At 37.9% G+C, this 15975-nt stretch carries 16 protein-coding genes; 8 read left to right on the forward strand and 8 right to left on the reverse strand.

The genetic code is table 11. The features are described from left to right. The first annotated feature begins 53 nt into the window (after positions 1–53). Both AC07YT_RS12195 and AC07YT_RS12200 read left to right on the forward strand, forming a co-directional pair. On the forward strand, positions 54–1358 hold the full coding sequence (locus AC07YT_RS12195) for a sensor histidine kinase (protein ID WP_086547462.1): 1305 nt from the start codon (positions 54–56) through the stop codon (positions 1356–1358). A 198-nt stretch (positions 1359–1556) separates the two neighbouring features. Further along, positions 1557–2030, forward strand: a complete 474-nt coding sequence (locus AC07YT_RS12200) for a hypothetical protein (RefSeq protein ID WP_086547463.1) — start codon at positions 1557–1559, stop codon at positions 2028–2030. A gap of 108 nt (positions 2031–2138) precedes the next feature. Here the strand turns inward: AC07YT_RS12200 and AC07YT_RS12205 are convergent, their stop codons facing one another. From AC07YT_RS12205 to AC07YT_RS12220, 4 genes are all read right to left on the reverse strand, one after another. After that, positions 2139–2582, reverse strand: coding sequence for a hypothetical protein (locus AC07YT_RS12205; RefSeq protein ID WP_086547464.1), 444 nt, complete (start codon positions 2580–2582; stop codon positions 2139–2141). A gap of 115 nt (positions 2583–2697) precedes the next feature. After that, a complete protein-coding gene (locus AC07YT_RS12210; RefSeq protein WP_086547465.1) occupies positions 2698–3384 on the reverse strand; it encodes an RluA family pseudouridine synthase in 687 nt (228 codons plus the stop codon). 102 nt (positions 3385–3486) lie between these two features. Further along, a complete protein-coding gene (gene panB / locus AC07YT_RS12215; protein WP_086547466.1) occupies positions 3487–4302 on the reverse strand; it encodes a 3-methyl-2-oxobutanoate hydroxymethyltransferase in 816 nt (271 codons plus the stop codon). A gap of 119 nt (positions 4303–4421) precedes the next feature. After that, positions 4422–4547, reverse strand: coding sequence for a hypothetical protein (locus AC07YT_RS12220; protein WP_478359621.1), 126 nt, complete (start codon positions 4545–4547; stop codon positions 4422–4424). Between the two features lie 35 nt (positions 4548–4582). Between AC07YT_RS12220 and carA the strand changes: the two genes are divergently transcribed. The 5 genes from carA to AC07YT_RS12245 all read left to right on the forward strand — a co-directional run bounded on the left by carA (position 4583) and on the right by AC07YT_RS12245 (position 9694). Continuing rightward, positions 4583–5695 carry a glutamine-hydrolyzing carbamoyl-phosphate synthase small subunit gene (gene carA, locus AC07YT_RS12225; protein WP_086547467.1) on the forward strand — a complete coding sequence of 371 codons (1113 nt, stop codon included), beginning with the start codon at positions 4583–4585 and terminating at the stop codon, positions 5693–5695. Between the two features lie 225 nt (positions 5696–5920). Beyond that, positions 5921–6685, forward strand: a complete 765-nt coding sequence (locus AC07YT_RS12230) for an ABC transporter ATP-binding protein (protein ID WP_086547468.1) — start codon at positions 5921–5923, stop codon at positions 6683–6685. Positions 6686–6765: 80 nt separating this feature from the next. Next, positions 6766–7887, forward strand: a complete 1122-nt coding sequence (locus AC07YT_RS12235) for an ABC transporter permease (protein WP_494945332.1) — start codon at positions 6766–6768, stop codon at positions 7885–7887. Between the two features lie 111 nt (positions 7888–7998). Beyond that, positions 7999–8955 (forward strand): Fic family protein, encoded by a 957-nt coding sequence (locus AC07YT_RS12240; RefSeq protein ID WP_086547469.1) that lies wholly within the window; start codon positions 7999–8001, stop codon positions 8953–8955. Between the two features lie 55 nt (positions 8956–9010). Next, the gene (locus tag AC07YT_RS12245; protein ID WP_086547470.1) at positions 9011–9694 is read left to right on the forward strand and encodes an XAC2610-related protein; all 684 of its coding nucleotides are present in this window, start codon (positions 9011–9013) and stop codon (positions 9692–9694) included. Between the two features lie 179 nt (positions 9695–9873). Here the strand turns inward: AC07YT_RS12245 and AC07YT_RS12250 are convergent, their stop codons facing one another. The 4 genes from AC07YT_RS12250 to kbl form a co-directional block, all read right to left on the reverse strand. Next, positions 9874–10449, reverse strand: coding sequence for a TetR/AcrR family transcriptional regulator (locus AC07YT_RS12250; RefSeq protein WP_086547471.1), 576 nt, complete (start codon positions 10447–10449; stop codon positions 9874–9876). A 1-nt stretch (position 10450) separates the two neighbouring features. After that, a complete protein-coding gene (locus tag AC07YT_RS12255) occupies positions 10451–10861 on the reverse strand; it encodes a Rieske (2Fe-2S) protein (protein WP_086547472.1) in 411 nt (136 codons plus the stop codon). Further along, a complete protein-coding gene (gene pheS, locus AC07YT_RS12260) occupies positions 10861–11901 on the reverse strand; it encodes a phenylalanine--tRNA ligase subunit alpha (RefSeq protein WP_086547473.1) in 1041 nt (346 codons plus the stop codon). Before pheS ends, AC07YT_RS12255 begins: the two co-directional genes overlap by 1 nt. A gap of 148 nt (positions 11902–12049) precedes the next feature. Further along, a complete protein-coding gene (kbl, locus tag AC07YT_RS12265; RefSeq protein WP_086547474.1) occupies positions 12050–13237 on the reverse strand; it encodes a glycine C-acetyltransferase in 1188 nt (395 codons plus the stop codon). Positions 13238–13485: 248 nt separating this feature from the next. Here kbl and AC07YT_RS12270 point away from each other — a divergent pair, with 248 nt between their 5' ends. Continuing rightward, positions 13486–15933, forward strand: coding sequence for a DUF5686 and carboxypeptidase regulatory-like domain-containing protein (locus AC07YT_RS12270; RefSeq protein ID WP_086547475.1), 2448 nt, complete (start codon positions 13486–13488; stop codon positions 15931–15933). Positions 15934–15975: the final 42 nt, after the last annotated feature.

The raw sequence follows: 15975 nt of genomic DNA on the forward strand, positions 1-15975 counted from the left end.
CCTGGAGAACTATTGACCATCATCCATCTTACATTAAACATTTTCCATATAAAATGAAGTTACAGGTTAAGTTTTCTTTGTACAATGCAGTCACTAAAATCGCCATTATTCTGGTGTTGGGGGCTATCATTTTATTCTCGTTAGACAGACTTGCCTACAACCAGCTTGATAACCGTTTAATCAAAAAGAAGAACAAAATTATCGAGAATTTAAATGATGATGAGATCGACAGCCTTTTAAACAAAGAACAATCATTTACCGACTACAATATTTTAAAGGAAGAATTTATTGTGCTAACGGACATTCCCGATAAGCAAAAAGATTCTACCGCGAAGGTATTTACCGAAAAAAGAGAGATTGAGGGTGATATTGAAGTATACCGCATCTTAAACTATAAATTCTCCTACCATACAAACTGGTACAACCTGGAGATCGGAGAAACCATGACAGCACTCCAATCGATTAAAAATTCGATCCGCTTCTATATGCTGATTGTACTTGTTGCTGCGTTGCTCATTACCCTGGTGGCCGATTATACATTCTCTAATTTTTTACTCAAGCCATTTTATCGCATCATCGATAAAAAAATCAACCTGGTTGATGATCCTTCCCACTACAATTACCAGAATATACCCACCAGTACCAGCGATTTTAAAATCCTGGATAACAGCATCAACTCGCTAATGCGCAAAATAAATACACTTTTCGCTTTAGAAAAGCAGTTTATAGCCAACGTTTCACATGAGTTACTTACCCCCATTTCAATATTAAGTACACGCTTCGAAAATATGCTCAACACCCCAGATATTCCTGAAGAGCACGAAAACAAGATATACGCCTCTTTAAAAACACTAAACCGCTTAAAGGTGATTATCAACAGTTTGTTACTCATTTCGAAGGTTGAAAACAATCAGTACCTGAAAACAGAAGAAATTAGTCTTAAACAGGAAATCGAAGATATTTATGAAGATCTGGAAGATCGGATAGCAGATAAAAACATCAGTTATAGCGCCCATCTTTCAAAGGACTTTCATTTCACCGGAAATAAAGCATTGATCCATACCCTTTTAATCAACATCATCAATAATGCAATAAAGTATAATGTTGAAGGTGGTACCATTGCCATAACGGATAAAACGGAAGCCGAAAAATATATGCTCACCATTAGCGATAGCGGATCGGGCATGAGTGCAGCACTGGTAGAAAATGCTTTCGACCGGTTTAAGAGGGGGAATACAGAAGAAAACGGTTTTGGCTTGGGACTGGCTATTGTACAAAGTATTGCCCGGTTCCATAAAATAGACGTCGAAATTAAATCTGAAGAACAAAAAGGAACCAGCATTTCATTACTGTTTTAAAATAAAATTCAGCTGATCATGCAAACCGTATAGAGACAGGCTTGTATTGAGGCTTTCTCGTTTAAAATGATCTGCAAATAATCTTCTACATTCATTATAAAACCCAGATCGTAATGTAAACATCGGCACAGGATCATGTTTTTCTGGCAGGGGCTTTGCTTAATAATAAAAAAATCAATCCTAAAAGAACATATAATAATGAAAAACATCATCCCAATATTAGGAGCAGCCGCTTTGTTGATGGCATCCTGCCAGGGCGGCACAGCAAAAAAAACGCAGGCCAAAATAGATTCTACTATCGTAACCAATGCAGCGGCAACACCCGATTCTATTCAGTGTTACCAGTACATTAAAAACCGCGATACAGCTACCCTATCGTTAAAAACAGCCGAGAATAAGATAACAGGTACATTGGGTTATAACTTATATGAAAAAGATAAAAATGCAGGCACTATAGCGGGTGTTGTTAAAGGCGATACCATAATTGCCAGTTATACTTTTCAGTCTGAAGGCAAAACATCAGTTAGGGAAGTGGCTTTTTTGAAAAAGGGTACTCAGCTGGCAGAAGGATTTGGTGATGTACAGGAAGTAAAAGGAGAAACCAAGTTCAAAGACCAAAGCAAACTAAACTTTGATGGTTCAATGACTTTTGACAAAATTGTTTGTAAATAAATTTCGAAGAACCGTCATTCCCAACTTGATTGGGAATCTTAATGCCTAACAAAAATGTTTTAAGATTCCCGCATACGCAAGAATGACGATTTTTCTATAATTTGAGCTTTACTTAGTTACTGCTTCCTTCGCTGCTTTCGTCCATTCTTCGCTTAACTTAAGCACATAATCAGAATATTTTTGTATTTCATCCGGCTTTAGTTTGCTGGCCCAGCCAGTAGCTTGATTTGCCCAGGCGGTATATTTATCGTTAATAGCTTTAATCTCCGTTGCATTTTTACTTTTTACAGCTGCAACATATTCGTCTTTTAACTTGCTATATTCAGCAAGTCCCTTATTTACTTCTTCGCTTGAGAAAGTCGGAATTTTGGCAGGGATAGTCTCACTTCGGATTGTCGTTGTTGTCTCACTTGTTGATTTACTTGTAAAAGTTGTATCGCCATTGACAACCGTTGTGTCTTTAGTGGTTTCTGTTTTTGTAGTACTGTCGCAAGAAACTAGCGCAGAAGCCAACAGGCTTATTGAGGCGATAGATAAAAAGGTGTTTTTCATAATGGATTTGGTTTTTAGTCCTGAACAGACGAAATATGATGCCAAATCATAAAAAATCCGGTCAAATACTTAAATATTATAACCGGATATCTTAATGATATGAAATATTGTGATGCTATAAGTCTTCAAACCGCTCCCAAAAGCCGTCAACTGGCAATTTGGCGAATATATTTACGGGTTCTTTTTTTACCGGGTGTATAAACTGTAAGCGACGGGCATGCAGGCAAATACTTCCTTTTCTGCTTCCGCGTGGATAACCGTATTTATTATCGCCCATAATCGGGCACCCCATTGATGAAAGTTGAACCCTGATCTGATGCGAACGTCCGGTTAATGGATCTACCTCCAGGAGGTAATAATCGCCAACCTTGGCTTTTACTTTGTAAGAAAGCTCAGCCCGCTGGCTACCGGTAACTTCTGTATTATAATAAGAAACCACATTTTTCTGTGGGTTTTTAACCAGCCAATGCACCAAAGTAGCCGATTCTTTCTCTGGCTTATTCTTTACCACTGCCCAATAGGTTTTCTTTACTTCCCTATTTTTAAAAACAGCATTCATTCGCTCCAAAGCTTTACTCGTTTTGGCAAATAAGATGACACCACTCACTGGCCGGTCTAAACGATGCACCACCCCTAAAAACGCGCCATTGGGTTTATTATACTTCTTAGCGATATACTTTTTCACCTGCTCATCCAAAGGCTCATCTCCTGTTTCATCAACCTGCACAATATCACCTGCCCTTTTATTTATGGCGATTAAATGATTGTCTTCAAAAAGGATGTCGTTATCGGTAATTGGCATTTAACCCCTCCGCCCCTAAAAGGGGACATAATTTTAATTATATATTGATTTATTCTTTTAAATATTAACCTCATCTAATAAATGCCCCTTTAGGGGTTTGGGTTAATACTGTTCTTTCTCGTTCGGAAAATCGTTTGCTTTTACATCACGGATGTATGATTGTGCTGCGCCTAAAATTTCGTCGTATAGATTTATATACTGGCGCAAAAACCTAGGCTTAAAGCCTTTGGTTAAACCAATCATATCATTTACCACCAAAACCTGTCCGTCGCAATTTTGTCCTGCACCAATACCAATCGTTGGGATATGCAAACTTTCTGTAACTTCTTTACCTAGTGCAGCGGGAATTTTCTCCAATACGATTGCAAAGCAACCGGCAGCCTGTAAAGCTAAAACATCTGTTTTTAACTTATTGGCTTCTTCTTCTTCCTTCGCGCGAACTGTATAGGTTCCGAATTTATAAATAGACTGTGGTGTTAAGCCCAAGTGCCCCATTACCGGGATTCCTGCTGTAATGATCCGTTGAACGGATTCGATAATTTCTTCTCCGCCTTCCAGTTTAACACCGTGGGCACCCGATTCTTTCATAATCCTTATCGCCGAATTCAAAGCTTCTTTCGAATTCCCCTGATAAGAGCCGAAAGGTAAATCGACTACAACAAATGCACGTTTAACTGCCCTGATTACAGATGCAGCATGATAAATCATCTGGTCGAGGGTAATAGGCAAAGTGGTTTCATGACCAGCCATTACATTCGAAGCAGAATCGCCAACCAGTAAAACGTCTAATCCTGCATCATCCAGGATGGTTGCCATCGAATAATCGTAGGCCGTTAACATAGATATTTTTTCACCACGTTGTTTCATTTCCTGTAAAATGTGAGTGGTGATGCGTTTGATTTCTTTATGTACCGACATTGGATTTGTTTTGTGTTGCCAAAAGTATTGTTTTTTCTTTAAAAAGGCATAAGGTAAAAGGTTTAAGGTTTAGGGCCAACCAACCTTACACCTTTTACCTTCAAGCTTTACACCATTATTTAATTTTTCTCTTTACATTCCCAATCTAAAACTCTATCTTTGTACCCCGAAATGGAAGGGATATATTCATCTTTTTTTGCACCCAGCAAAAACGGCTTTAATGCCGAAAGCCATTCTTTTTTCAACTCTTTTTTAAATCAAAATCCATATTGTAATTACCATGACTAACTACACCAAGTTACCTGCGATTTTATTACTGGCCGATGGCACAGTTTTTTACGGCAAAGCGGCCGGAAAAATTGGAACCACTACTGGCGAAATTTGTTTTAATACCGGGATGACAGGTTACCAGGAAATTTTCACTGACCCAAGTTATTTTGGACAGATAATGGTTACCACCAATGCACATATTGGTAATTATGGTATCCACAAAGATGAAATCGAATCAGGTTCGATCAAAATCGCCGGTTTAGTCTGCAAAAATTACAACATCGTTTATAGCCGCAAGGAAGCAACTGAATCTATTCAGGATTATTTCCAGAATGATAACCTGGTTGCCATTTCTGATATCGATACCCGTGCATTGGTTCGTCACATTAGAGATAAAGGTGCAATGAATGCCATTATTTCTTCTGAGATTACTGATCTTGAAGAATTAAAACAAAAGCTGGCCGAAGTACCATCAATGGAAGGTTTAGAGCTTTCGTCTAAAGTAAGTACAACAGAACCATATTTTTACGGCAACCCTGAGGCAAGCTTAAAAGTTGCTGCTTTAGATTTAGGTATCAAGAAAAACATTTTGCGCAATTTCGAAAACCGCGATATCTATGTGCAGGTTTTCCCAGCTAAGACTAGCTTTGCCGAAATGGAAAAATTTAGTCCTGATGGTTACTTCATTTCAAACGGCCCTGGCGATCCATCGGTAATGCCATACGCTGTAGAAACGATTACAGCAATTTTAGCGGTTGATAAACCATTGTTTGGCATCTGTTTAGGTCACCAGTTATTGGCTGAAGCCAATGGTATTGGAACCATGAAAATGTTTAACGGTCACCGTGGATTAAACCACCCGGTTAAAAATATCATCAAAAACCACTGCGAGGTTACTTCACAAAACCATGGTTTCGGTGTAATTCCTGATGAGGTTAGAAACTCAGATAAAGTAGAGATTACCCACGTTAACTTAAACGATAAATCGATAGAAGGCATCCGTGTTAAAGGTAAAAAGGCATTCTCGGTTCAATATCACCCGGAGTCTTCTCCAGGTCCACACGATTCGCGTTACCTGTTCGACGATTTCGTTGACGTTATGAAAGGCGAGCTGGTTTGGTAGTATTAAGGTAGAAGGCTGGAAGGCGGAGGGCTTAAGGTAATAGACCGAAGTTTAAAGACCAAATACAATAAACGATCTGCGGATTTGCGGCAAAAATAAGCTGCCGATCCGCAGATTTCTTTTATAATCTATTTTCGCCCGTATAAAACATCATTTTACCGACATTTTCGACCAACTGTATTAAAATTCATTTTCTATTCATTTAAAGCTCCTTACATTCGCAACATGGAAACAAAAAAAGTCATTATCAGTGTTAAAGACCTGGTAAAAAAATATGATGATTTCGTGGCCGTTCAAGGACTTAGTTTTGAAGTTTACGAGCATGAGATTTTCGGCCTGCTTGGCCCAAATGGCGCCGGAAAAACCACTACGCTCGAAATTATCGAGACTTTGAGGGCTAAAACATCCGGCGAAATTATTGTTGATGGTTTTTCTGTTGACAAACAGCCACAGGATATTAAACAGATTATTGGTGTACAGCTACAGGCAGCTGGTTATTATCCAAATTTAAACCTGATCGAACTGATCGAACTTTTTGCCGGTTTATACGGCGCCAACATCAAACCGATGGAGATGCTGGAGAAAGTAAACCTTCAGGATAAGGCCAAAGCAAAATACAAAGCGCTTTCTGGTGGGCAAAAACAGCGCTTCTCCATTGCCACTACCCTGATTAATCAACCGAAGATTATTTTTTTAGATGAGCCGACAACAGGTTTGGATCCGCAGGCCAGAAGGAATCTTTGGGATCTGATTATCGAAATCCGCAATGCAGGCACAACAGTTGTAATTACAACACACTACATGGACGAAGCTGAGCAGCTTTGCGATCGCGTTGCTTTTGTAGAACGCGGGCAAATTATCGCTTTAGATACGCCTGACAACTTAATAGACAAACTGGTAAACAGCGGTTTTGAGCGTAAAAAAGAAGTTAAAAAAGCCAATCTGGAAGATGTTTTCATCAACCTTACCGGGCAGGAATGGAGAGAATAAGCCCCATAGCCCCAGAAAGGGGAACCTGAAATCTAGTGCATAATACATTTTTTAAAAAAATATAATCCAGCAGAACCAACATGCAAAAAGATATACACGAAAGAAACTCAAACTCCCCTTCAGGGGCTGTGGGTTACAGTAACACCACAGCAACCCTTGCCCTTGCCAAAGCGAGTTTCAGATCGATTATGCGAAGCCCTTCGGCAGTGGTATTCACCCTTGCTTTCCCTTTAATATTTATTCTGGTCTTTGGATTTTTAGGTGGTGGCGGAACACGCATTGATGTTGGTGTGACCCCAGGCGCTGATTTAAATAACCCGGTGATGGGCATGCTGGAAAAAACAGGGATGATTCGTCTGGTAAAAGATAAATCAAAAGCCGAGTTTGATAAACTACTTGAAAAGGGAAATGTTGATGCCATGATTGATGTGCATAGAAAAGTAAATTCTGCGGCTTATTCGGTTAATGTGGTATACACTTCTGCATCGAGGGATAAAGGCGGGATTTTAAAATCAGTTTTAAACAATGTTCTTTACGACAAAACTTTAAAACCTACAGTAGCAGAAATAAAAGAAAGTACCATTACAGGCCGCGAATACAAAACCATTGATTTTATCCTTCCGGGCCAGCTAGGCTTTTCACTATTGAGTACAGGCGTTTTCGGAACAGCATTCGTATTTTTAAGTCTGCGCCAAACCTTAGTCATTAAACGTTTCTTTGCGACCCCCGTAAAGCGTTCGAGCATTGTTATCGGCGAAGGTATTGCCCGAATTGGCTTTGCATTAATTGGCGCGTTGTTTATTATCTTAATTGGCCATTTCTTCTTTGGCTTTACACTTGTACATGGCGCACTTACGGTCGTCAATATGCTTATACTCGCTACGCTTGGTGTGATTGTTTTTATGGGCTTTGGTTTTATCATTTCGGGCATTGCCAAAAACGAAAGCATGGTGCCTCCAATATCAAACATTATTACCCTGCCCCAGTTTTTATTATCGGGAACCTTCTTTTCTATCGAAGCTTTTCCAAGCTGGCTACAGCCCATTAGCAGAGCATTGCCCCTCACCTATTTAAACGATGCCATGCGCAAAGTAGCTTTTGAAGGATTAGGTTTATGGGATGTTAAATTCCAGATTATGATCCTGTTACTATGGGGTATTGGTATTTATGCAGTTGCGGTAAAAGTGTTTAAATGGGAATAACTAAATAAGATTTTAAATGATAGCAAATCAGCTATCATTTTTTTTTGATAAAAATTTTTAATATCGGATAAGTAAATTTTTTAGTTTAACCGATAATTAGTAAATTTGGGTATGTGGGAATTCGATTTAAGTGATTTAGAAGAGCTACTACCTCAAATAGAAAGGCTGTACGAAAAAAAAGCCAGGCTAGAAACCTCGAGGCCCTTGCCCAATAGCGCGCTAAATCGCATCAAAGAAGACCTCACCTTAGAATGGACTTATAACTCCAATAGCATAGAAGGAAACACCTTAAGTTTGAAAGAAACCCAAATGGTTTTACAGGAAGGGATGACCGTTAAGGGCAAATCTTTAAGGGAGCATTTTGAAGCTTATAACCACGAAAAAGCCATCGATTACCTCTACAGCTTAGTCAACAAAAACTACAAGCTCAGAAGTATCGATATTTTATCACTTCATGGCTTAGTGCTCAGAAGTATTGAAGATGATTATGCAGGCCGCTTAAGAAATGGTGGTGTTCGTATTGTTGGTGCAAATTTTACACCACCCAATGCCAATAAAGTTTCTGATTTATTAGATGAATTAATTGGCTTTGTTAATAATAATCCACTAGGCTTAAATGATATTTTACTATCTGCTATTTTCCATCATAAATTAGTTTGGATACATCCTTTTTTTGATGGGAATGGCCGCACTGTAAGGCTTGCCATGAATTTACTACTCATGCGAAATGGCTTCCCTCCTGCTATTATCCTCAAAAACGATAGAAAGAAATACTACGAGGCCCTTAATCAAGCAAACAAAGGTAAATACCATAAACTTTGCCTATTGATGTTGCAGGCCTTAGAGCGTTCGTTAAATATTTATATAAATGCATTGCCAGGAAACGATTATGGAGATTATGAACCCATATCTAATATTGTTTCAGAACCCGACGTGCCATATGGGCAAGAGTATGTGAGCCTGCTGGCCCGACAGGGCAAAATAGATGCCTACAAAGAAGGGCGGGATTGGCTTACCACAAAATCTGCCGTACAAAGCTATATCAAAACGCGTAAAAGAAAACGTTAACCTTTTTTAACTTTTTAGCGGGTGATATTGATGTAATTTTAGCAAAAAATATTTAATGAAAAGTTTGATCATCTTTTGCAGTATTTTACTGATAACCCATACTTCGAAAGCGCAGTTTAAATTCCTGGCCAATAACAGTTCCAACCAATACAAAGCCAAAATTTTTGTCGATAAATGTGAAGGAAATGCTTGCAGCGGAAAAGCTACAATTATTATTTATGATAAGGTCTCAGACAGCGAAGTGAACACTTTCCATTCTGAAGATTTAGATTTCGGCTTAACTGAAACTCAAAATGCCAAACTTGGATGGCTGGAACTCGGAAAATACCAAACCCCTTTAATTTTTGGGGATTTTAATTTTGACGGCCTTGAAGATCTCGCCATTAGAAATGGTAATAATGGCGCTTATGCCAGCCCATCATATGAAGTCTATTTATCATCAAAAGAAAATAAATTCCTACTGAGTAAGGAACTTACCAAACTGGCGAGCGAAAATCTGGGCATGTTTGATATTGATAAAAAAACAAAGCAAATTGCCATCCATCAAAAAGATGGATGCTGTTTTGATAAAACCATCAACTACAAATTTGATACTAAAAACGTACCATATGAAGATTCATCAGTTATTGAAGATTCGAGCATCGCAGATAACGTGACGGTGATTACTCAAAAACTTGTAGATGGAAAAATAAAAAGAACTGTGCAAAAATTTAAAATCAAAGATTATTACAATCAGTAGCAGCGGCTGAACTGGTGATTGGATGCGAGTTATCGTCATTTCGAGTGAAGTGCAACGCAGCCGAGAAACACGATTGCTCAGCGTAGCTAAATCTATCTGGAGAGCACTTTTGATTTAGATCTCTCCACTCCGCCAGACTCCGGTCGAGATGACGAACCTGTCCTTAAAGACTTTTCTATTTAAAGTGCTGCTTTTACCAAAAAAGGCAATATTTCTTTCTGGAAACTTACAAAGTTTTTACGAACGTCAGAATCGCTAACGGAAGTAAATGCAAATGAAAACACAATGCTTTTACTTGCCTTGAGTAAAAAGGCTAATCCTTCTCTTCTTGCAGGATTATTTTTAAAATTATCCAATTGCAAATAAGCAGCCAATAACAAAGCTTCCAGCTGATCTGATAAATGTTTTAAAAATTCCTGTGAGTTAGCATTTTCACGAACAAAATCCCAACCGATAAATTCATTACATGCCGTAAATGATAATCGGCTTGTTTTCATTACCAGTGCTTTTAAGTGCTCTTCTTCTGAAGCGTAACTTACTTTATTGTGCAATATTTCATAAAGGTTTTGATCCAGGTAATCCATCAGGATACTATCTAAAACCTGCTCCTTACTTTCAAAATATTTGTAAATAGTTGCTTTAGCGATACGGGCCTTTTTTGCAATTTCGTTTACACTGGTTTTGTGATAACCGTATTTTCTAAAGAGTTCTTTGGCAGCCTTTTTTACTGTTTCTTTTATTTTTTCAGCTTCCATTTTAATTGCTTACGTGTATTAGTGTATTGCCTTGCAAAGAAACATTATATGCTTTTAAGCTTCTTTCTGCCGGTGCTTTTTGAGGGCTACCATCAAGCAGTGAAAATTTAGCACCCGAACAAGGGTCGGTTGCTGTTACTCCACTGTCATCAGGGGCCACCTTGCAGATTTTCTCCGGGTTTACGGTACTACAGCGATCGAAAGCAACATAGCCTCCAAGTGGTGTTTTTACAATCAGTAGTCCACCTACCCCGTTATTCGAAACGACCAATACGTTATTTACCGATTTCAGACTAAATTCGGTTATCGTTACATTATAATTTACAGGCACATCAGGAATGTAACCTTCATCTTTACCGCAACCTGTGGTAATGAGCAGTACAAACAATATGCCGTATAGGTATTTCATCATTAAATTAAAGCAGATTTAAATTGCTTTAAGAAACGCGCATCATTCTCAGAGAATAAGCGCAAATCTTTAATTACATATTTTAGATTGGCAATACGCTCTATTCCCATTCCAAATGCAAAACCACTGTATTTTTCTGAATCGATACCACAGTTTTCCAAAACATTTGGATCGACCATACCACAACCTAAAATTTCTACCCAACCACTGTATTTACAAAGCTGGCAGCCAGAACCTTTACAAATGGTGCAAGAAATATCCATCTCTGCAGATGGTTCGGTAAAAGGGAAATATGATGGACGGAAACGCACTTTGGTACCTTCTCCGTATAATTCCTGAACAAAATAAAATAAGGTTTGCTTTAAATCGGCAAATGAAACATTTTCATCAACATACAACCCTTCTACCTGATGGAAAAAGCAGTGTGCACGGGCAGAAATGGCTTCATTACGGTAAACACGGCCCGGCATAATTGCCCTGAATGGCGGCTGACCTTGTTCCATCATGCGCACCTGTACTGAGGAAGTATGCGTACGTAAAGCAATATCGCCTTTCTCACCACCTTTTTTTATGAAAAAAGTATCTTGCATATCTCTTGCAGGATGCTCTTCAGGGAAGTTTAGTGCGGAGAAATTATGCCAATCATCTTCAATTTCAGGACCTTCTGCTACTGTAAAACCAAGTTTTGCAAAAATCTCTACAATTTCTCTGCGTACCAGTGCTAAAGGGTGGCGCGAACCAATTTCGAAACCTTCGCCAGGTAAAGTTAAATCCTGTTGTATGCTTTCTGTTTTCGCTTCAGCATTTTCTGTAGATTCTTTTAAAGTGAGGTATTTAGATTCTGCCAGTTGTTTAAACTCGTTTAAAACTTTACCTAATGATCTTTTTTCCTCAACAGAAACCGATTTAAATTCGTCGAAAATTTCTTTGATTATACCTTTACTCCCTAAATATTTGATGCGGAATTGCTCTAACTCGTCTGCTTTTTCAGTTACGAAAGCATTAATTTTATCGGTATATTGTGTTATTTTATCCTGTAACATGGCTTCAAATATACAGCAAAATATCCAATAATTTTAGGGTTGATGAGTTCAAATAATCTGTTTACAATACCATTATAAAAGAAAATGAACCCATAAACTATAAAAGCCGCTTTAAGCGGCTTTTATAGTTATCGTAGATCAGCAGGTTTTAAATTACACCTAATTCTTTACCTACTTTGGTAAATGCTGCAATAGCCTTATCTAAATGATGTTGCTCGTGTCCGGCTGATAATTGTACACGAATCCTCGCTTTGCCCTGAGGTACAACCGGATAAAAGAACCCGATTACATAAATACCCTCTTCTAACATTTTTGCGGCGAATTGCTGTGCAATTTTTGCATCGTACAACATTACCGGAACAATTGGGTGGAAACCTGGTTTAATATCGAAACCAGCCTCCGTCATTTTCTCACGGAAATATTTTGTATTATTTTCTAATTTATCTCTTAATGAGGTGGTTTCGCTTAACATATCCAATACCGCAATAGATGCTCCTGCAATTGCCGGTGCTAAGGTATTAGAGAACAAATAAGGACGTGAGCGTTGGCGCAACATATCGATAATTTCTTTCTTACCAGAAGTAAAACCACCAGATGCACCACCTAATGCCTTACCTAATGTACCTGTAATGATATCGATACGGTCGATCACATTGAAATGCTCGTGCGTTCCGCGACCGTTTTTACCAATAAAACCAGTACAGTGCGATTCATCAATCATAATCAATGCCTCATATTTATCAGCTAAATCAGCAATTTTATCTAATGGAGCAACAGAGCCGTCCATAGAGAAAGCACCATCGGTAACAATAATTCTGTGTCTGCAATCTTTGGCTGCAATTAATTGTTTTTCCAAATCTTCCATATCGGCATTTTTATAACGGAAACGTTGTGCTTTACACAATCTCACCCCGTCGATAATTGATGCGTGATTTAATTCATCAGAAATAATCGCATCTTCTGCATTAAACAATGGCTCAAAAACGCCACCATTTGCATCAAATGCCGCAGCATATAAAATGGTATCCTCAGTACCTAAAAACTTAGAAATCTTAGCTTCCAGTTCTTTGTGCACGTCTTGTGTTCCACAGATAAAACGCACTGAAGACATTCCATAACCATGATCGTCGATTGCTTTTTTAGCCGCTTCTATCACTTTTGGATGAGAAGAAAGTCCTAAATAATTATTTGCACAAAAGTTGACTACTTCAGCACCACCGCTTACTTTAATGTCGGCACCCTGAGGTGTAATAATAATACGTTCGCGTTTAAATAATCCAGCGTTTTCGATTTCTTCAAGTTCTTTTTGAAGAACAGGTTGTAATGTTTTATACATGGCCTTTTTATATGGTTGATTTTACGTCCAAAGTTATAAAAAAAAGTCTTTTCTGACCTAAAAAGGCAATTTTATCCCTATATTTTGCAGACAAACGTTTGATCAATTCAGTAATCAATGCCAATCTGGTGTTATTTTTAAAAACCGTCTATCCAGATTATTTTTTTTCGATCTTAACAAACTTTAACACACACCTATATGTATAGTCTTAAAAGTTATTCGATATTTATAGCTTACTAATCTAACTTATGATAAGAATTTGCGCGCTCCTGTTTTTTTGTAGCCTTACCAATATTATTTTAGCACAACAGTTTACCATTACAGGTACAGTTAAAGATAATAGTGGACAACCTATTCCTTTTGCTTCGGTTTATTTAAAAAGTACAACCAGTGGAACATCGGCAAATGTTGATGGGAAATACGCTATGAAATTAAAAACCGGCCAATATACTTTAAGTTTTAGGGCCGTGGGGTATAAACAGCAAGATCATATTATTAATCTTTCAGCAGATCAGTCGCTTAATGTAACATTAACATCAGAGAGTTATACTTTAGAAAACGTAAACATCAGGGCAAATGCTGAAGATCCGGCTTACGCCATTATCCGTAAGGCCATTAAACAGAGAAAAACACATCTAAATGAGGTTAAAGCGTTTAGTTGCGATGTTTATATAAAAGGTGTACAACGTTTAAGGGGTGCTCCTAAAAAGTTCTTTGGCCAGGACATCCAAAAAGTGTTAGAGCTCGATACCAACAGAAAGGGCATCATTTATTTATCAGAATCTCAAAGCAAGTTTAATTTCAGAAATCCAAATGATGTGCATGAGGAAATGATCTCTTCAAAAGTTGCCGGGAGAAATAATTCTTTTAGTTTTAATAAGGCATCTGATCTAATTATTAATTTCTACGACAATTACCTGCTTGAAAACAAATTGAGTGCGAGGGGCTTCATCTCTCCAATTGCAGATAATGCCTTATTTTATTATAAATACAAATTACTCGGCGAAACCAAAGAAAACGGAGAGCTGATCCACAAAATCCAGGTGATTCCCCGTCGTGAAAACGACCCGGTATTCAGAGGGATTATCTATATTATCGACGACAGCTGGAGAATATACAATACCGATGTTTACCTAACCAAAAACGCAGGGATCAATTTTATTGATACCTTAAACATCAGTCAGCAATTTACCAAGGTTAAGGATGTTTATATGCCTACCGCCATTAATTTTCAGTTTGCCGGAAATGTGCTGGGATTTAAAATTGCGGGTTATTACGTGGGTATTTATAGCAACTACAATATCGATCCAAAGTTTCCTAAAAACTTCTTCAATGGTGAAATACTGAAAATAACGGAAATGGTTAATAAAAAAGATTCCGCTTACTGGACCAATAACAGACCTATTCCTTTAACGGAAGATGAAAAAATTAATTACGTTAAAAAAGACAGTATTGCAAAGTTAAAAGAGTCGAAAAAATACCTTGATTCAATAGAAAAAGACAATAATAAGTTCGGAATAGGCAAACTGTTGCTTAGAGGGGTAAGTATTAACGACCGGTACGATAAGGAATATTGGTATTTTGACCCGGTGCTTAAAGCTATATTTTACAATACGGTAGAAGGTTTTGCGGTAAAATATGGGATTACTTACAGAAAGGATTTCGAGAATAGAAGATCTTATTCCATTCGTCCTGAACTGAGATACGGTTTTGCCAACCAAAAACTTACGGGAAGTTTGACCGGGAGTTACTATTACAATCCCCTTAAAAGGGCAAGTGTAGGTGCATCATTCGGAAACGGCATTTTTGATCTGAACAACTTAGGCTCCATGACTGCATTGGGCAATACGATTAACTCGCTACTTTATGAAAAAAACTTCTCCAAATTTTATGAGAAAAGTTTTATTAACATTAATACCACCAGAGAACTGGCAACTGGCCTGCAGGGAAGCGTAAGTGTAGATTATAGCAAAAACAAAAGCTTAACCAATAATTCTACCTTTAAATTCTTCGATGCAAAAGATAGGGAGTTCACATCCAACAATCCTTTTAGTCCAGCTACTGAAACACTACTCTTTCCTACCTATAAATCATTAAGTGCCACCGCGAGTTTAACCTATACCATTGGTCAGAAATACATTACCCGTCCTGATGGTAAGTTTTATACCGAATCGCGATACCCTAGAATTACAGTTTTGTACAAAAAAGGATTTAACAATGTTTTAAACAGTGATGTTGATTATGATTTTGTAAAGGCAGAGGTATATCAGGATCGGATTGGATTAGGTTTATTAGGCTATACTTCATTTTTGGTTGGTGCAGGTAAATTCCTGAACAATAGCAAAATGTATTATCCTGATTTCAAACATTTTTCAGGTAACATCTCTACCATCTTCCCGCCTAACTTAAGAAAGTTTCAATATTTAGATTTTTACCAGTTTAGCACCAATCAACAATACTTCGAAGCGCATTTAGAACATAATTTTGCAGGCTTTTTTATGAATAAAGTTCCATTACTCCGTAAGGCCAAGTTGGAAGAATTTATTGGTGGAGGCTATCTTTCGTCGCCCGAAAAGCGGAATTATAAAGAATTTTATTTCGGCATTCAGCGTCTGGTGTTAAGGGCGAGTTATGGTTTTGCATATGATGGCGGACGTAAATTAACACAAGGATTTAGGATTTCTTACGGATTTTAATACGGCTGAAGGTGTAGGGTTTAAGGCGTAGGGTAATGCCTT

The sequence above is a fragment of the Pedobacter sp. GW460-11-11-14-TSB4 genome (genome assembly GCF_059423705.1).